This window comes from Pseudomonas medicaginis (assembly GCF_965119365.1).
GTDB lineage: Bacteria > Pseudomonadota > Gammaproteobacteria > Pseudomonadales > Pseudomonadaceae > Aquipseudomonas.
Genome location: NZ_OZ221631.1, coordinates 3,596,948 through 3,613,031, shown reverse-complemented (window position 1 = coordinate 3,613,031; position 16,084 = coordinate 3,596,948). Strand labels below are relative to the sequence as shown.

17 protein-coding genes are annotated in these 16,084 nt (G+C 64.7%); 4 read left to right on the top strand and 13 right to left on the bottom strand.

Features of this window, described 5'->3' with window-relative positions; genetic code table 11:
• Positions 1-160: 160 nt before the first annotated feature.
• The 8 genes from ACMTA2_RS15885 to gspG all read right to left on the bottom strand — a co-directional run bounded on the left by ACMTA2_RS15885 (position 161) and on the right by gspG (position 10,216).
• Positions 161-1,330, bottom strand: coding sequence for a substrate-binding domain-containing protein (locus tag ACMTA2_RS15885; protein WP_413790739.1), 1,170 nt, complete (start codon positions 1,328-1,330; stop codon positions 161-163).
• A gap of 545 nt (positions 1,331-1,875) precedes the next feature.
• Positions 1,876-3,087 (bottom strand): type II secretion system inner membrane protein GspF, encoded by a 1,212-nt coding sequence (gene gspF, locus ACMTA2_RS15880; protein ID WP_413790738.1) that lies wholly within the window; start codon positions 3,085-3,087, stop codon positions 1,876-1,878.
• On the bottom strand, positions 3,087-4,505 hold the full coding sequence (gspE, locus tag ACMTA2_RS15875) for a type II secretion system ATPase GspE (protein ID WP_413790737.1): 1,419 nt from the start codon (positions 4,503-4,505) through the stop codon (positions 3,087-3,089). The genes gspF and gspE overlap by 1 nt, the downstream gene beginning before the upstream one ends.
• A gap of 169 nt (positions 4,506-4,674) precedes the next feature.
• Entirely contained in the window at positions 4,675-7,032 is a 2,358-nt protein-coding gene (gene gspD, locus ACMTA2_RS15870) for a type II secretion system secretin GspD (RefSeq protein ID WP_413790736.1), read from the bottom strand.
• Positions 7,029-7,604, bottom strand: a complete 576-nt coding sequence (locus tag ACMTA2_RS15865; protein WP_413790735.1) for a type II secretion system protein M — start codon at positions 7,602-7,604, stop codon at positions 7,029-7,031. Before ACMTA2_RS15865 ends, gspD begins: the two co-directional genes overlap by 4 nt.
• Positions 7,597-8,775, bottom strand: a complete 1,179-nt coding sequence (gene gspL, locus ACMTA2_RS15860) for a type II secretion system protein GspL (protein WP_413790734.1) — start codon at positions 8,773-8,775, stop codon at positions 7,597-7,599. Before gspL ends, ACMTA2_RS15865 begins: the two co-directional genes overlap by 8 nt.
• On the bottom strand, positions 8,772-9,758 hold the full coding sequence (gene gspK / locus ACMTA2_RS15855) for a type II secretion system minor pseudopilin GspK (RefSeq protein ID WP_413790733.1): 987 nt from the start codon (positions 9,756-9,758) through the stop codon (positions 8,772-8,774). The genes gspL and gspK overlap by 4 nt, the downstream gene beginning before the upstream one ends.
• A gap of 8 nt (positions 9,759-9,766) precedes the next feature.
• Entirely contained in the window at positions 9,767-10,216 is a 450-nt protein-coding gene (gspG, locus tag ACMTA2_RS15850; RefSeq protein WP_413790732.1) for a type II secretion system major pseudopilin GspG, read from the bottom strand.
• A 148-nt stretch (positions 10,217-10,364) separates the two neighbouring features.
• Between gspG and gspI the strand changes: the two genes are divergently transcribed.
• Positions 10,365-10,739 (top strand): type II secretion system minor pseudopilin GspI, encoded by a 375-nt coding sequence (gene gspI / locus ACMTA2_RS15845; RefSeq protein WP_413790731.1) that lies wholly within the window; start codon positions 10,365-10,367, stop codon positions 10,737-10,739.
• Between the two features lie 112 nt (positions 10,740-10,851).
• Here the strand turns inward: gspI and ACMTA2_RS15840 are convergent, their stop codons facing one another.
• The gene (locus tag ACMTA2_RS15840) at positions 10,852-11,295 is read right to left on the bottom strand and encodes a type II secretion system protein N (protein WP_413790730.1); all 444 of its coding nucleotides are present in this window, start codon (positions 11,293-11,295) and stop codon (positions 10,852-10,854) included.
• Between the two features lie 118 nt (positions 11,296-11,413).
• On the opposite strand from ACMTA2_RS15840, the gene gspH reads away from it, so the two are divergent.
• Both gspH and ACMTA2_RS15830 read left to right on the top strand, forming a co-directional pair.
• Positions 11,414-11,866: a type II secretion system minor pseudopilin GspH gene (gspH, locus tag ACMTA2_RS15835; protein ID WP_413790729.1), complete on the top strand. Its 453-nt coding sequence runs from the start codon at positions 11,414-11,416 to the stop codon at positions 11,864-11,866.
• Positions 11,863-12,474, top strand: coding sequence for a PulJ/GspJ family protein (locus ACMTA2_RS15830; RefSeq protein WP_413790728.1), 612 nt, complete (start codon positions 11,863-11,865; stop codon positions 12,472-12,474). Before gspH ends, ACMTA2_RS15830 begins: the two co-directional genes overlap by 4 nt.
• 167 nt (positions 12,475-12,641) lie before the next feature.
• Here ACMTA2_RS15830 and ACMTA2_RS15825 read toward each other — a convergent pair whose 3' ends face one another.
• From ACMTA2_RS15825 to ACMTA2_RS15815, 3 genes are read right to left on the bottom strand one after another with little or no spacing between them, the layout of a single operon-like run.
• Complete coding sequence (locus ACMTA2_RS15825; RefSeq protein ID WP_413795664.1) at positions 12,642-13,583, bottom strand: FecR family protein; 942 nt, start codon at positions 13,581-13,583, stop codon at positions 12,642-12,644.
• 37 nt (positions 13,584-13,620) lie between these two features.
• The gene (locus ACMTA2_RS15820) at positions 13,621-14,166 is read right to left on the bottom strand and encodes a sigma-70 family RNA polymerase sigma factor (RefSeq protein ID WP_413790727.1); all 546 of its coding nucleotides are present in this window, start codon (positions 14,164-14,166) and stop codon (positions 13,621-13,623) included.
• Complete coding sequence (locus ACMTA2_RS15815; RefSeq protein WP_413790726.1) at positions 14,163-14,795, bottom strand: secretin and TonB N-terminal domain-containing protein; 633 nt, start codon at positions 14,793-14,795, stop codon at positions 14,163-14,165. Before ACMTA2_RS15815 ends, ACMTA2_RS15820 begins: the two co-directional genes overlap by 4 nt.
• Positions 14,796-15,021: 226 nt before the next feature.
• Between ACMTA2_RS15815 and ACMTA2_RS15810 the strand changes: the two genes are divergently transcribed.
• Positions 15,022-15,327 carry a hypothetical protein gene (locus ACMTA2_RS15810; protein ID WP_413795663.1) on the top strand — a complete coding sequence of 102 codons (306 nt, stop codon included), beginning with the start codon at positions 15,022-15,024 and terminating at the stop codon, positions 15,325-15,327.
• A 154-nt stretch (positions 15,328-15,481) separates the two neighbouring features.
• Here the strand turns inward: ACMTA2_RS15810 and ACMTA2_RS15805 are convergent, their stop codons facing one another.
• Positions 15,482-15,922 (bottom strand): carboxymuconolactone decarboxylase family protein, encoded by a 441-nt coding sequence (locus ACMTA2_RS15805; RefSeq protein ID WP_413790725.1) that lies wholly within the window; start codon positions 15,920-15,922, stop codon positions 15,482-15,484.
• Positions 15,923-16,084: the final 162 nt, after the last annotated feature.

Here is a 16,084-nt window from a genome sequence, read left to right as displayed (position 1 = left end):
TGCCAGCGTTGGTTATAGGGGTTAGGCGGTTACAGCCGCTCGGGACCGAACGGATGTCATGAAAATTTCATGTGGCTGTGTTGGTGCGGCTATGACGCAAAAAGTCAGCAACGGCTTTCACCGTTGCTGACGGGGTGTTGCGAGTCGTTCAAGCGTGGGCTTACAACGGACGACCGATGGCGTTGCAGACGCTGGTGTTGCCGATGCTCAGACCGCTGGAAGCCGTGACGAAGGAATCACGAATGGCGGTTTTCCAAGCCGAAGGCAGCGGCACGAAACGGTTGGCGGTGATGGCCGAGTCGTTGTTGGTCAACGAACCGTAGTGGCGGCTGAAGAAGTTGCGCACCTGGGTGGTCTGGGTCGCATCGGCGTAGCACTGGCTGAAGATCACGTTGGTGAAGCCCAGGATCGGGTAGCCGGTGGATGGGTAGGCTACGACGCTAGGGTCGCTTGGGTTGGTGGTAGCGGCGAACACCGGTACCCAGGCGTTCGGGTTGGAACGGTTGGCTACTGCCGGTACCGCAACCGCGGCGATGGCAGTCGAAACGTTGGCTGGGGCTGGGGAAACACCGGCAACGCGAGCGACCTTGGTGGCGTCGTCCAGACCGGCCAGGGTGGTAGCGGCGTAGTCCGGGCTCATGTAGGTGATACGGCCTTGGGCGGCGTTCACTGCAGTCATCACAGCCTGGCTGCCAGTGGCGGAAACGGCGCCGGCTGGCAGGCCGCCGCTGTAACTGGAAGCGAAGTTGGTGGTGATGGCGAAGGTGCCGGTTTCAGCGCACTTGGCGTTCAGGAAGCGAGTGAACAGCTCGGTGGTGCCGCTGCTTTCTGCGCGGTAGACCACGGTGATCGCACCGGTACGGCCCGAACCGGTGATCTGGCTCCAGTCAGTCAAACGACCGGAGAACACACCGCACAGCTGGTTGACGCTCAGGTTGACGTTGGCAGTGCCGGTCTTGTTGAACGGGATGGCAACCGAGGTGGCGACCGAAGGCACCTGGATCAATGGACCCCAGGCAGCACCGTGGGCGCTGACGTAGGTGCTCAGTTCGGTGGCGCTGAGCTTGGAGTCGCTACCGGCCCAGTGCACTTTCTTGCCGCTGGTGTCGCCAGGCACGAACTTAGTGTAGTCGTTGGTCAGGAAAGCCGACTTGCCGGCACCGCTGCCCACGCCGATGTAAGGGGCGAAACCGGCAGTCAGGACGCCGGAAGTCTGGTACAGAGGCTGAGGCAAGGTAGCACCACCGCCGTTGACATCAGCCATGGCGGCCTGAGCGGCGCAGAGGCCGGCGAGGGTCAGGGATACCGCGAGAACGTTGCGCTTAAACATGAAGAATCTCCTTTCATCGTGTTCGTACGTAGGTTGGGTGACGCGTGCTTGCCGTCATGGCGCTCGGTCCTGTGCCGATGGCGATGGGGTGAGGCCATGGGTTAGAAATTCGCAGCTTCCGGTGACAGATAAAGGAAAAAACCTCGGGAGCCGAGGGCTGTTTTTCGAGTTTTTTCCTCGGGTGTTCGAGGGCTCTGCGCCGTGGGTTCAGGCGGTTTTTTCAGGGCGACGGCAAGGGCTGGTCGCGAAGATGGCGGTGGATGGTTGCCGGGCGGCGGAAGATGACAGAACGAGGAACCCGAGTTTGGCGATGGCGAGGCTCGGGAGGTGTTGACGGCGTCAATATTTATTTTGCTCGGTATGCTTTTGTGGCGAGGGGATTTATCCCCGCTGGGGCGCGAAGCGCCCCTCACAACTGCCGCCTCGGTGTGTCAGACGAATTGACTGGGCTGGCATGGGGCTGCTGCGCAGCCCAGCGGGGATGAATCCCCTCGCCACAGGACCTGTGTTTGCCACGAGAGTTGTGTCAACCAATAGAGGACGGTTTATTGCACCAACTGATTGATCTCGATGATCGGCAACAGCACCGCCATGACGATCACCAGCACCACGCCGCCCATGACCACGATCATCAACGGCTCCAGCAGCGCAGTCATGCCCATGGCGCGGCGTTCGATGTCTCGGGACAGGGTTTGCGCGGCGCGTTCGAGCATCGGTGGCAGGCAGCCGGTTTTCTCGCCGCTGGCGATCAGGTGGATCAGCACCGGCGGGAAGACCTTTTCCACCCGCAGCGCCGCCGCCAGGTTGACCCCTTCGCGGACCTTGGCCGTGGCCTCGCTGACGCTCTGGCTCAGGCGGTCGTTGGACAGCGTCTGACGTGCGGCTTCGAGCGCCCGCAGCAACGGCACCCCGGCGCCGCCGAGAATCGCCAGGGTCGAGGCAAAACGCGCGGTGTTGAGGCCCAGTACGAAACGCCCGATCAGCGGCAGGCGCAACACCCGCGCGTGCCAGCTCAACCGCGCCGCCGGTTTGCGCAAGTACATGCGCCAACTCCAGAACGCACCGGCCAGCGCGCCAAAACACAACCAGCCCCAGGCACGAATGAAATCGCTGGCGGTGAGCATCGCCACGGTCAGCGCGGGCAGGTCCTGGCGGGCCTGGGAAAATGCACTGACCACCTGGGGCACCACGTAGCTGAGCAGGAAAATCACGATGGCGACCGACACCAGCCCCACCACCCCGGGATAGATGAACGCCGTGAGGATCTTGCCCCGCAGGTTGTTACGCTCTTCGATGTAGTCCGCCAATCGATCCATCACCTGGGCCAGGTCGCCGGACTCTTCACCGGCGGCAATCAACGCCCGATAGATTTCCGGAAAATCCCGGGGGCGTGCCGCCAGGGCTTCGGCCAGGCGCATGCCGCTGCGCACATCGGCGCGCACCGCGCTCAAGGTCTGGGCGATGTGCTTGCGCTCGGCCTGTTCCACCGTGGCACTCAACGCGGCTTCCAACGGCAGGCTCGCGCCCAGCAGGCTCGCCAGTTGGCGGGTGGCCCAGGCCAGGTCATTGTCCGAGAGCTTGGCGCTGAACAACCCGCTGCCCTTGGCCTCGGACGTAGTACGTTCGACCTGCACCTGCAGCGCCGTCAAGCCGCGGCTGCGCAACAGGTTGAAGGCCGCCCCCTGGCTGTCGGCTTCCAAGTGTCCGGATTCGATCTTGCCCTGGGCGTCGGCGGCCTCGAAGCGGTAGCGATTCATCAGGCGTCCCGTGTCACGCGCAGGATTTCTTCAGGGGCCGTGATGCCACTGCGCACCCAGCGCTCGCCGTCCTCGCGCATGCTGAACATGCCGGCCTGGCGAGCGGCGGCGCGCAGTGCCTGCTCCCCTGCCCCCTGGTGGATCAGCGTGCGAATGTCATCGTCGATGCAGAACAGCTCATGGATCCCGGTGCGCCCGCTGTACCCGGTCTGGTTGCAGCTCGGGCAACCCACCGGGCGCCAGGTGCCGGGCGTGGCCGGATCCGGCTGCTTGCACTGCGGGCAGAGCCTGCGCACCAGTCGCTGGGCCAACACGCCGAGCATCGACGAGGCGAGCAGGAACGGCTCGACGCCCATGTCGATCAGGCGGTTGATGGCCGACACCGCGTCGTTGGTGTGCAGTGTCGCCAACACCAGGTGACCGGTGAGGGAGGCTTGCACGGCGATTTGCGCGGTTTCCAGGTCGCGGATTTCGCCGATCATGATGATGTCCGGGTCCTGGCGCAGGATCGCCCGCAACGCCAGGGCGAAGGTCATGTCGATCTTGGCGTTGACCTGGATCTGGCTGATGCCCGGCAGGTCGTATTCCACCGGGTCCTCCACCGTGAGAATGTTATGAACGCTGGCGTCCAGCCGGGCCAGGGCGGCGTAAAGGCTGGTGGTCTTGCCGCTGCCCGTGGGGCCGGTGACCAGGACGATGCCATGGGGCTGGCGAATCAGGTGATCGAGCTTGCCCAGCACATCCGGGTCCATCCCCAACGTTTCCAGCTGCAGGCGACCGGCCTGCTTGTCCAGCAACCGCATCACCACCCGTTCGCCATGGCCGGTGGGCACCGTCGAGACGCGGATATCGATCGGTCGACCGGCGACGCGCAAGGCGATGCGGCCGTCCTGGGGCAGGCGTTTTTCGGCGATGTCGAGCTGGGCCATGATCTTGATCCGCGACACCAGCGCACCGTGCAGGGCCTTGCGCGGCGAAACCACATCGCGCAGGGTGCCGTCGACGCGATAGCGCACTACTGAATGGCTCTCGTAGGGTTCGATGTGGATGTCGCTGGCCTCATCCCGTGCGGCCTGGGTCAGCAAGGCATTGATCATGCGGATCACCGGCGCGCCGTCCTGGGTGTCCAGCAGGTCGGTGATCTCGGGGATGTCCTGCATCAGCCGGTCGAGGTCGACTTCGTTCTCCGCCGCGCCCACCACCGCGGCAGCACTGCCGGTGTCGGCATAGGCACTGTTGAGCAGCCCGTCGAGCTCCTCGTCGCGCACCCGCTCCAGCCGCACCTCGCCGAACTGACGGCGTACCTCACTGATGGACCAGCCCGGCGTGGACGGACACACCATCAGCACCGCCCCCTCTTCGGACTGGCGCAACACCAGGCGCTGGGCCTTGGCCCAGGCGTATGGGAGGGTGTTCATGCCGACACCTCGGCCCCAAGAAACACACATCCCCCCTGTGGGAGCGAGCTTGCTCGCGATAGCGGCGGGACAGTTGCAATGAGGTTGAGTGAACGGCCGTCATCGCGAGCAAGCTCGCTCCCACAGTGTCTTGGGCTAGCCTCAGCTTTGTGCATGCCGCTGATGTTCATCAGCGAGTGCCTCCTTCGACCGGCACCGCCTTGATCACCGCCCTGGGCATCTGCGGCCCGACAGGCGCAGCCCCCGGGATCGCCCTCGCCGAGGCCGGCAGCTGCGGGGCCTGCATGTCCGGCATCGCCCAGCTACGATCCGGTTGCAACAGGCCCTGGGCGCGGCGCATGAAGTCGTAGCGGTTGAGGGTAATGCCGCGTCCCGCCGCCGTGTCGCGGATGATGTAGGGCCGCAAAAACACCATCAGGTTGGTCTTGGTGATCTGCCGCCGCTCGTTGCGAAACAGCGCGCCGATCCCGGGAATCGTCGACAGCCACGGTACCGCGTCGTTGCTCTGGCTGTAGCCATCCTGCAGCAGCCCGCCAAGGACCATGATCTGCCCGTCGTCGAGCAGGATGCTGGTGTCGATGGCGCGCTTGTTGGTGACGATACCCGTGGTGCTCGAAGCGCGATTATCGACGCTGCTGACCTCCTGATAAATGTCGAGCTTGACCGTCCCGCCTTCGGAAATCTGCGGCCGGACATTGAGCTTCAAACCCACCTCCTCGCGGGTCACGGTCTGGAACGGGTTGTTGCTGGTGCCGCCCCCGCCCGTGACGTAGCTGCCGCTGACGAAGGGAATGGTCTGGCCGACGAAAATGCTCGCCGCTTCGTTGTCCAGGGTCAGCAGGTTCGGCGTCGACAGCACATTGGTGCCGCCCTTGCTCTTCAAGGCCCGGGCCAGGACCTTGAGGTCGAGGATCTTGCCGATGCCGGGAATGTCCACGGTGCCGTTGACCACGCCGAGGTTGAGGCCCTGGGGCAAGACATCGATGCTGGTCTTGCCATTGAGGTTGAGCCCGGTGCCGCCGAGGTTGACCCCGCCGATCACTCCGCTGCCGCCGAGGTTGCCGGTCTGCCATTGCACGCCGAATTCGCTGGCGTCGTCCTCGCCGACTTCGACGATCAGGCTCTCGATCACCACTTGGGCGCGACGCTGGTCCAGCAGGTCGATGACTTCCCGCAGGTTGCGGTACAGCGGGTCCGGCGCAGAGATCAGCAAGGTGTTGGTGGTGGCGTCGGCCTGGATGGTGACACCGCCGGCGCTGAACGCGGTGTTCTGTTCGTTTTTCGTCGAAGCGGAGGTTGCGCCGTTGCTACCCTGGGCGTAGCCGTCGGCACTGGTCGACGCACTGGCGCTGGTGCTGCTGGTGCCATCGCCGGTGTTGCCCTGCCCACTCTGACCATTGGTGCTGGCGCCCATGCCGCTGAGCACCGAGCGCGCGTTGTCGTTGCCCTCGCCTTCGCTTTCTCCGGTGAGCAAGCCGCGCAGGGCCTGGGCCAACTTGCCGGCCTGGGCATTGCGCAGGTACACCACATGCAGGTTGCTCGGGTTGTTCTGAGCGTTGTCGAGCTTGTAGATCAGGTTGCGCGCCAGCTCCGTGCGCTCGGGGCTGCCGGCACGGATGATGATGGAATTGGAACGCGGATCGCCGATCACATTGATCTTCTGGGTCTGGTCGCCGCCCTGGGTTTCCAGCAGGTCAGAGACCATTTGCGCGATGTCGACGGCGATGCCGTTGTGGATCGGCACCACATCAGTGTCGATGGCACTCGGGGTGTCGATGCCTTCGATGAGCTGCGCTACCCGCGACAGGTTTTCGGCGTAATCGGTGACGACAATGGTGTTGTTGCCCGGGTAGGCATTGATCGGGTTGTTCGGCGACACGATCGGGCGCAACACCGGGATCAGGTTCACCGCGTTTTCGTATTGCAGGCGGAAGGTGCGCGTCAGCATGCCGTTGCCGGCCGGTTTGTCGGCGCTGTAGATCGGTCCCCCCAGCAGCTTGGCATCGGCCTCCGGCACCACTTGGGCCACGCCGCCTACGTCTACCACGCTGAAGCCTTGCATGCGCAGCGCGGCCAGCAGCATGTCGTAGGCCTGGTAGGCCGGGACCTGGCCTTCGGAAACCAGCGTCAGGTTACCCTTGACCCGCGGATCCATCAGGAACTGTTGGCCGGTGGAACGGGACAAAGCCCGCACCACCGCCTGGATATCCGCCTCGACGAAATTCAGCGTCACCGGTTGATCCCCCAGGGGCGTGCGCGCTGGCACATTGCCGCGGGGCTCTCGGGCACGGGCGGTGAGATCGACCTGATGTCGCACCGCGGGCTTGCGTTCACGCAGGTCCTGGGCCCGCTGGCGATCGAGCAATGCATCGCCGCTGCGTTGGGTACTCCCCAACGGAATACCCAGCTCGCTGTCCACCAGCAACGGTGGCTGCGACGCGGGCGGCGTGCTGTTGCACGCACTCAACGCCAGCAACAACAGCGGCGCGGCCTTGCGCCAATGACGTGGGTATCGGGCCCCTTTCATGAAGCTTCCTTAGCGCTTTGCGCCTGATCCATGCGAACGGTTCCGGACAGTGTGCCGGCTCTGTTATCGAGGTTGTCGTGGTTATCGGGATTGGCAAGGGCGGTGCGCTGCAAACGGGCTTCGATCACCTCCAGGGAGAATTGCCGTGGGTTGCCCAGCAGCCAGCTGATGACCGCCTCCGCCGGGGCCTGGTCGAACGTGAGCTGCCAGGCGCCGGGGCGCTCGGTGCCGGGCGCTTGCAATTGGTAGTGCTGGCTCAAGCCGCTGGCGTCCAGGCTCTGGCGCAAGGCGGCTTCAAGGGGCAGGCCTTGGGCCGGCCCGGCGATGTCACGCAGCAGCACTTCGAGGGCCTCGGTCTGTGATCGCAGTTTCGGGGTTTCGGCTTGCCAGTAGGCGATGGTCTTGAGCGGTGGCTGGATCAACGCGAGCCAGACCAGACAGCCGCCCAACACCAGCGCGGCCAGGGCCACGGCGGCTCGTTCGCGCACGGCAAGGCCCTGCCAGAACGTGCGCAAACGCGTGCGAAAGATTTGCCAACGGACCCGCGTCAGTGCCAGGGAATGCTTATTCATCGTCGGCGTCCGGGGTTTCGTCGGCGTCCTGCGTACCTTGGCCAGCCGGAGCCACCCGCAGGCGCCAGCCCTGGTCGATGGCGGCGACATCGATGCCAGCCTGGGCCAGGGGGATTTTCCAATCCTCTTCGGCGGCGGTTTTCTGCGCCTCGGCCACGACCGTCAGGCGCAACTCACCGTTCTCGAACACCAGCGCCTGGACGTTACCGCTCATGAACGGCATGGCGCTGCCCGCCTGCTGCACCAGGCTGGCAAAGCGCTGGGCCGGGTCGGTCGCCGCACCGCTCTGGCGCGCAGCGATTTGCTGGCGTGCCTGTTGCAATGGGTTGAGGATCACTGGCAACTCGGGAAACGCCTGTTTCACCCGCTGGCTCATCTGCGCCTTGAGCCGTTGGCCCTGGGCGGCTTCGCGGGCGGCATAGAGGTTCAACCCGACCACCCACACCGCCAGCGCGGTCGCGCAGATCGCCACCGCCCGGCCCCAACCACCGCGCTCGACGGCGTTGCGTGCAAGACCGACATGCAATCCCCAGCCCGGTGCGGGGCCAGCCCAGCGTTGGCTTTCAGCCAAGGTGTCGAGGGAAGCTTGTGGCGGCGCGTCGCCGATCCAGTACAGCCCAGGCCCCGTCTCCAGCAGCCACTCGTCCAGCGCCTCCTCCTGCAACGGTTGCACCACCGCGTGCTGCAGGCCATGGCGCACCAGCAGATGGTCGTCCTCGATGCAGGCCACCGGCCCCGACAGCACCGGCAAGGCGTAGGCCGCCGGGTAGAGGCCACGCAATTTCATGCCGGCCTGGTGCACTAGCCGCCCCAGATAGGCGAGGGATTCACGGTCCAGCCAGGCGATCTGCACCTGCCCGTCCATGTCACGCGGGCTATGGGCCACCTGCATGTGTTCGCTGGCTCCGAGCATCAGGGCCTGGGCCGCGCAGGTCACCGCTGCGGTGATCTTGGCCGCCGGCAACAGCGGCAACTCCAGACGGGTCAACACACTGTCGCGGGGATGAAGAAAACATTCCACCGAAAGGTTTTTACCCCCCTGGCCCAACGCCCGAAGGCTGCTGCGACCTTGCTCGCGGACCTGGCCCTGGCGATCCAGCCAGGCAAACGCCAGCGGGCTGTCGAGGTCCAGGCTCTCCAGCGGCGCCAGGGCGATGCGCAAGCGCGTCATACCCCCACCCTCGACCAGATCACCTGGGGCAATCGGTCCTCGGTGCGTTGCAGCAAAGCCTCCAGTTCGACCCGCCGCTGACCACTGCGTGCCTGGCCCCGCAGGCGGAACCAGTCGCTGGTGATGCCGACCTTGACGCTGGCGGTCTCCAGCTCCGGCATGCGCAGGCGATTGACGAAATCCCCGCGGTTGATAAACCAGTGGCCGCCGTCGCGCTCCCTGACCAGAGCCTCGGCCCGTTGCAGCGACAGCCCTGGCACGTAGGCAGCCAGCACCGGGGCACTGGCGGTGTTGCCATTGAGCCAGGTATTGGTGGGCAGGATCGTCACGTAAGGCGCCAGTGTGTCCAGTAACCGCGTGGTGACGCCTTTCACGCTGCGCAAGTCTTGCAAGGTGCGCAGCATCGGGCGCGTCGGGGCCAGTGGCGTATCGTCGGCCTGGGGCGACGTTTCGCGGCCACTGTTGAACGTATTGGCCTTTGGCGCCTGGTCCACCCGCTGCGGATTCAACAGGCGCGGATAGGCCTCGACCACCCTATCGACGATACGCGTGCGAACCGTCGCGGCCACGCCCAACTGCTGGCACAGGCGTTCGAAGGCGCGCACTTGCTCCTCGTCCACGCGTTCATTGGCGACGAGGTTGCGCAGGTTGAACTTGCCTTGCTCATCTTCCAACTGGCCTTCGAACGGTGTGTCGACCTGGCCTGAACCCGGTAGCACGATGAGTCTCGCCCAGGGTTGGCCAAAGCGCGTCAGTGGATCGCGTTGGCGGGCCTCCCAGAGCAACTGGCGACTCAGTTCCAGGCCGCCCTGCAACCGCGCCGTGCCCTGGACCCGCAACTGCTCGGCCTCCAGGCTGCGAGTGAACAGGGTCTGGCGGGTCAGCATGCCGCCGGCGATGACCGCCACGACCGCGGCGATCAGCAAGGCACTGATCACCGCCATGCCGCGCTGCTTCGCCGCGAGGGGCGAATCCGTTCGCATCACGGCCCTTACAGCTGCCAGGAGCCAATGTCGGCATTCACGCCGTCACCGTCAGGCTGGCCGTCGGCCCCCAGGGAAAAGATATCGACTTCGCCGTTGGCACCGGGGTTGAGGTAGTTGTAGGGGCGGCCCCATGGGTCGTTGGGCAGGCGCTCGAGGTAGGAACGCCAGGTGCCGTTTTTCGCATCGGCCGGTTTTTCCACCAGCACCTTGAGGCCCTGGTTCATGCTCGGGTAACTGCCGTGGTCCAGGCGATACAGCTTCAAGGCTTGCATCAGGCCGCCAATGTCCTGTTTCGCCGCCGTTGCCCGCGCCTGGTCGGGACGGTCGAGGACCTTTGGCACCACCATCGCCGCCAGGATGCCGAGGATCACCACCACGACCATGATTTCGATCAGGGTGAAACCTCGCTGCCCGCGAGGGCCTGGGGAACGGGCGTTATAACGGGCGATCTGCATCTCGACGGTCCTTCGCTGGATTCGATTCGAGGCGCAGTGTTGCAAGAAAATATGTCAGTGATATTGAAATTGCTCAGGAGCTTGCGTCGTCAATCGGTCACGAACGCCGGCTATGCTTGAAGGCTGCCCTCGCACCCGAGCCCGCGCCATGCCACGCCCTGCTCCGCAAGCCGGCTTCACCCTGATCGAAGTGCTGGTGGCCCTGGCGATCATCGCCGTGGCCATGTCGGCCGCCGTGCGCGTGGCGGCGGTGATGACCCAGAGCAATGGCCTGTTGCGGGACAAATCCATCGCCCTGCTGGCCGCTCGCAGCCAACTGGCGCAGTTGCGCCTGGAAGGCCGTTTTGCCCAGGGCTCCAAAGTGTTCGAGTGCGACCAGGGACGCTTGCTGCTGCGCTGCGAACAGACCCTGCGCCCGGCGGAAAACGGCCGGCTGCTGCAGGTTGAACTGAGCGTGTCGGACCGCAGTCGCGAAGCCCCGCCGCTGGCTCGGCTGGAGACGTTGGTCAGCCGGGAAAAATAAAGGCAGCCCCCCCTGTGGCGAGGGAGCTTGCTCCCGTTGGGTCGCGAAGCGGCTCCAAAATCTTGCGGTTGCTGCGCAACCGAGCGGGAGCAAGCTCCCTCGCCACAGAGGTTCAGCGCTGATTTTCGGGGCGTGTCAGGAACGGCAAACTCACCGAATCCGGCAACCGGGCCAGGACCAGTCGGGTCTGTTCGTTGCCACGTTCGATAACCACCGCCTGTGCCTCGATCGCCACCAGCCGTACCCCCTGGGCCACGCGCTCACCCATCAGGAAACTGCGCGGCGGCCCGTCGTTGAGGCTGAGGATCGCCACGGCGGCGTGGGTACCGACCAGCACGCCGCTGACCTTGATGTCCACCGGTGCCGGCTGGTTGGAGAACCATTGCAACGCCGGGTTATCGGAACGCTCGGCCATGCGCTGCGGGGCGGCGTCCGGCGTGCGCGACTCGGCCGACGTGAGCAGCAGCGAAGACCAGGTCGCCACCCCGGCCAATGCTGCCAACAAGCCCACGACCTGGACGATTTGCGCCGGGGACACACGCTCGATGAACGCCATGGCCTGAATCTCCTTGTTTTTGATTCCAGCTTGCAGCGTACGCGTCAATTCTCTCTGTTTTATTTCACATCCTTATCATCTTCACCGTGCAGGATGACGCTCACGCAAAGGAGCGCACATGAACCTCGGCAAGCAACGCGGTTTTACCCTGATCGAATTGATGGTGGTGCTGGTGATCATCGGCATCGCCAGTGCCGCCGTGAGCCTGAGCATCAAGCCGGACCCATTGAAGTTGCTGCGCCAGGATGGCGAACGGCTGGTGCAGCTGTTGCAACTGGCCCAGACCGAAGCGCGCAGCGACGGGCGGCCGATTACCTGGCGCTGGGATGCCAAGGGCTTTGGCTTCAGTCGCCGCGCGGACCGAGGCACCGGATTCGATCGCTTCGAGGACGACACGCAGCTGCGTCGACGTCGCTGGCAGAGTCCGTCGATGGAGGTGCGCGTGGAACCCAGGCAGCGGGTCGTGTTGAATGCAGAATGGATTGGCGAACCCTTGCAGATCCATTTGTCGGACGGCCAGAACAGTCTCACTGTGCAACGCAGTGCCGCCGGGCGGGTGCAACTCCAATGAGCGCCCGGGAGAAAGGCTTCACTTTGCTGGAGGTGATGGTGGCGATCCTGCTGATGGCAGTGGTCAGCCTGATCGCCTGGCGCGGGCTGGACAGCGTGACCCGCGCCGACAGCCATTTGCAGGCCAGTACCGAGCAGACCGAAGCGCTGCTGCGGGTGTTGAACCAACTGGAGCGCGACGTGGCCCTGCGCGCCAGCATCGAGCTGAGTGAACCGGTCAAACCCGGCGTCGACGACCAGCCCTCGACCACCCCGCCCGCCCTCACCGTGCGCAGCACCGAAGGTCGGGGCTTTCGCCTGGATGTGATCCGCGTGGCGGCGGCCCAGGAAGGCGAGCTGCGACGGGTGCGCTGGTGGCTCAAGGGCGACACGCTTTACCGTGCCCAGGGCCAGGCCCGCAACCGCTACCCCCTGCCCGCACCCGGCCCGGGCGTGGCCGTGCTCAGTGACGTCAGCGACGCTGGCCTGCGCTACTGGGACACGGAAAAAGGCTGGCGCAAACTCAGCGGCAACCGCCAGGAAAACCCGACGGGCATCGAAGTCAGCCTGACTCGCCAGACACCTCAGGGGGCCGAAACCTATCGACAGGTGCTGGGGCCGCTGGATTAGCTCGCGATAGCGGTGGGTCTGTCAAGGATGATGTCGAATGTACCGGCCCCATCGCGAGCAAGCTCGCTCCCACAGAGTTACCGGGTGACCTCAAGTTTTGGGCACAACACAGGACCCCTTGTGGGAGCGAGCTTGCTCGCGATGGAGCCCGCCTGGCACCGCCGGCCTCAGCTCAGCACCACCACTCCACCCGGCAATTCGGTGCATTTTGCGCCGTAGGCATCGCGGATCAACAGCGCCACGCCCGCCAACTGGTCGAGGCGAAACCGTGCCTGGACCTTGCGCTGGCCCAGTTCGCGGTTGAGCAGCAGCAACATGCCGGGACGGTAGCGGTTGATTTCATCGATGACGCTGGCCAGGGTCGCGTCGTTGAACACCAGGACCTGCTCACGCCAGGCAATGGCGGCCGACACATCGGCACGCTTGGGCGCGCCCACCCGATGGGGCTCGTAAGTCAGTTGCATGCCCGGTTCCAGGCGAAACCGCTGGCCTTGCACCTCGACCTGCACCACGCCCTCCAGGCAGGTCGCACAGACGCTCTGGTCGGTGTAGCGGATGTTGAAGCGTGCCTGGGCGGCACTGATCCAGCCGGCGCCGGCCTGGACGCTGACCACTTGGGCACCGCGCCCCTGAACTTCAATTTCACCACTGAGCAATTCCAACCCTTGCCCGCCATCGGCCAGCGCACGGCGGCTGAGACGGGTCTGGGTGTTGAGCTCCAGGCTGACGCCCTCGACCCATTCCACTCGGCGCTGTTCGCCGACGTCAGTGACGTAGTCGGCCCTCAGCCCGGAAACACCGCCGGGCACCGTGGCGCGGATCAGCAGGAAGGCCGCCGATGCCGCGAGGGCGCCACCCAACAACGCCCGACGTCCGAAATGCCGAGGCGCCTGCAACGCTGCGGCGGCCGGTTGCAGCCCATGCCACAGCACCTTGGCCTGTTCAAAGGCCTGCGCATGTTCGGGACTTTGCCCGCACCACAGGCGCAAGGCCCGGGCATCGGCTACGGTGGCGCGCCCCGAGGTCAGCAGGATCAGCCAATCTCGGGCCTCGCTGGCCAATCGGGCCTGGGGCGTGGCGTCAGGGGACGCGATGCTGAAGATGTTCAAGCGCACACACACTCATGAAAGGGGCGGGTCTCTACTCTCAAGACGGTTTTCCCGCGCCGGGACCGAACCGCTGAATGACTTTTCTTTCCAGGCGCAGGGCGCAATGCCCCAGCGCCGCCTTGATTTCCTTCTCCACCATGCGGGTGGAAATACCGAAGCGCTGGGAGATTTCCAGGTGCGGCGCTTCCTCCAGGCGGGCGGCGATGAAAATCCTGCGACGGCGCGCCGGCAGTTCGTACAAGGCCTTGAGCAAGGTCTGCAACTCCTTCTGCCCACCGACCACCCGCGCCGGGTCCTGCGCCTCATCCGAGACCTGCAGCAATTCCTCGATTTCATCGCCCGTGAGCAAGCGCGCATCGGCCTGCCGACGGTCGGCGGCGATGTTCAGGGCCATGCGATACAGATAGGCATTGGGCTGGGCGATGTCCGGCGTGTCGATCATGCGATCGACCCGCAAGTAGGTTTCATGCAGCACGTCGTTGGCCAGCTCCTCGGAGCCCAGACGCCTGCGCAGGCGCACCCTGAAGTCCTCATAGGAGGTGAGGAACAACTTCACCAACGGGCTGCGACCGACGTCTTTCATCGCCCGGACACCCCTTCCCCTGTCATGCATTCCATGCTTTTTCCTGATGAGTCGGGTAACAAAAGCAGGGTCACCGGCTGTCGCAACGAACTGGGCGCCGGGCGGTCGATCCTGAGGTTTTGCAAACTGTTGACCAGGGCCTTGTCCCGCATCAGGTCGCCCGTGGAGCTGACTAGGCGGCTGTGCTGGACCACGCCGTCCCGGCCGATCCACATTTGCAGCACCGCCCGAAAACTGCCCGGACGGGTCAACGGTGAACGACATAAATTGCGCTGGATGACCGTCTGGATGGTTGCCGCGTAGTTGCTGTCACTCAAGCCCGGGGTGACACCGGCAGGCAGCGGCACCTCGCGGACCCGCACCGGCTGCAACGTGAACGCATCCGCCCGGGCATAATGCGCCGCCAGCCCGGTGCCGCTGAGCAACACCCGCAACCCTTCGGAGGGGGTGAACCGCCCCTGCACACCCAGCGTCTGGCGCTGGCTCGATAGCTGGTGATCCACCAGCACCGCCATGCCCGTCGCGCGACTGAATTGCTCCAGCGCCGTGGTCAGTTCCTGGGGCGCGATGTCCAGGTCCACCAGGCCAACCGCCCGGATCGGCCCGGCCAGCAGACACAGCAGCACCATCAGCCACCCCAAGGGCGCCCTGGTCAATCCATGTCCGCGTCCGCCCCCGGCTCTGCCCTGCTGCACGACTGACGTATCCGTTGAAAATCGTCATCCTGAGGGGTGTTTATGAATGTCGTATGACAACCAATACAAATCCTCCAGGCCGCACTAGACTGATGCCCTGACAACGCACCGTCCGCTGCGGCGGGCCAGGAGGTCGGAGATGAAACAGTGGATGAACATGATGGCAGGCCTCGGGCTGTTCATGACCGTGCCCTGGACCCAAGGTGAAGAAGCCCCGGCCTGTATCGAGGTGACCGTTGGCGGTTACAAGACCCCCGATTACAACTGCCTGAGTCGGCAGATGGGCAACGACCCCCAGGCCGCAAAGGCGGCGCAACAAGCCCAGGACGCCATGAATGTGCCGGTCAACGAACGCGCACCGAACAGCATCGGCCTGGCCACCCCGGCAGCCACGGGGGTGCGCATGGGCAATACATTCGGCACTTCGGTCAAGCCCCAGCGGCCGCCGACACCCGGCAATAATTAACCTTTGCCCAACATCAAACCGCGTTATCGTTCATCGCGAGCAAGCTCGCTCCCACAGTAATCCGGGAGAACACAAAACTCCCGCTCAGACCAATCCCATGTGGGAGCGAGCTTGCTCGCGATAGCGGCCTGCCAGTCGCTAAACGACTGAAAACTCACCCCCCCGGACTCTGGCGAAAACTCACCGCCAGCCTGTTCCAGCTGTTAATGGTGCTGATTGCCAGGGTCAGGTCCACCAGTTCTTCTTCACTGAAGCATGCCCGGGCCTGGGCATAGACGTCATCGGGCACCTGGCTTTCAGCCAACAGCGTCACCGCCTCGGCCCAGGCCAGGGCGGCGCGTTCGCGAGCCGTGAAGAAATCGCTGTCGCGCCATACCGCCACCGCGTAAAGCCGCCGCTCGGTCTCGCCCTGGCGTCGCGCCTCCACCGAATGCATGTCGGTGCAGAAGGCACAGCCATTGAGTTGCGAGGCGCGGATCTTGATCAGGTGCAGCAGCGCCGGTTCGATACTCAGGCGACTGGCCAGGGCTTCCAGGCCGATCATGGCGCGCATCGCCCCGGGGGATGCGGTGTAGTAATCCAGACGCGGGCTCATGGCGGGCTCCGTGGCATTCGAGAACGTCACGGTAGGCCTTGGGGCGGTGCAAGGACAGGTCCAATAAGCCGGATTTTCTCCACGCAACTTCTATGCAGTCGCACAATGCGGGTAACCTTGCGCCTTTGAGGCTGGTCGCCAGCAATCGCCCAGGAGCTTGCG

Excerpts from the sequence above, each read along its gene's own strand:
- gspF (WP_413790738.1), bottom strand. The coding sequence starts at position 3,087 with ATGAATCGCTACCGCTTCGAGGCCGCCGACGCCCAGGGCAAGATCGAA.
- ACMTA2_RS15805 (WP_413790725.1), bottom strand. The coding sequence starts at position 15,922 with ATGAGCCCGCGTCTGGATTACTACACCGCATCCCCCGGGGCGATGCGC.
- ACMTA2_RS15885 (WP_413790739.1), bottom strand. The coding sequence starts at position 1,330 with ATGTTTAAGCGCAACGTTCTCGCGGTATCCCTGACCCTCGCCGGCCTC.
- ACMTA2_RS15840 (WP_413790730.1), bottom strand. The coding sequence starts at position 11,295 with ATGGCGTTCATCGAGCGTGTGTCCCCGGCGCAAATCGTCCAGGTCGTG.
- gspK (WP_413790733.1), bottom strand. The coding sequence starts at position 9,758 with ATGCGAACGGATTCGCCCCTCGCGGCGAAGCAGCGCGGCATGGCGGTG.
- ACMTA2_RS15815 (WP_413790726.1), bottom strand. The coding sequence starts at position 14,795 with ATGGTGCTGCTGTGTCTGCTGGCCGGGCCGATCCGGGCGGTTGGCCTG.
- gspE (WP_413790737.1), bottom strand. The coding sequence starts at position 4,505 with ATGAACACCCTCCCATACGCCTGGGCCAAGGCCCAGCGCCTGGTGTTG.
- ACMTA2_RS15810 (WP_413795663.1), top strand. The coding sequence starts at position 15,022 with ATGGCAGGCCTCGGGCTGTTCATGACCGTGCCCTGGACCCAAGGTGAA.
- gspD (WP_413790736.1), bottom strand. The coding sequence starts at position 7,032 with ATGAAAGGGGCCCGATACCCACGTCATTGGCGCAAGGCCGCGCCGCTG.
- ACMTA2_RS15830 (WP_413790728.1), top strand. The coding sequence starts at position 11,863 with ATGAGCGCCCGGGAGAAAGGCTTCACTTTGCTGGAGGTGATGGTGGCG.
- gspG (WP_413790732.1), bottom strand. The coding sequence starts at position 10,216 with ATGCAGATCGCCCGTTATAACGCCCGTTCCCCAGGCCCTCGCGGGCAG.
- gspL (WP_413790734.1), bottom strand. The coding sequence starts at position 8,775 with ATGACGCGCTTGCGCATCGCCCTGGCGCCGCTGGAGAGCCTGGACCTC.
- gspH (WP_413790729.1), top strand. The coding sequence starts at position 11,414 with ATGAACCTCGGCAAGCAACGCGGTTTTACCCTGATCGAATTGATGGTG.
- ACMTA2_RS15865 (WP_413790735.1), bottom strand. The coding sequence starts at position 7,604 with ATGAATAAGCATTCCCTGGCACTGACGCGGGTCCGTTGGCAAATCTTT.
- ACMTA2_RS15820 (WP_413790727.1), bottom strand. The coding sequence starts at position 14,166 with ATGAAAGACGTCGGTCGCAGCCCGTTGGTGAAGTTGTTCCTCACCTCC.
- gspI (WP_413790731.1), top strand. The coding sequence starts at position 10,365 with ATGCCACGCCCTGCTCCGCAAGCCGGCTTCACCCTGATCGAAGTGCTG.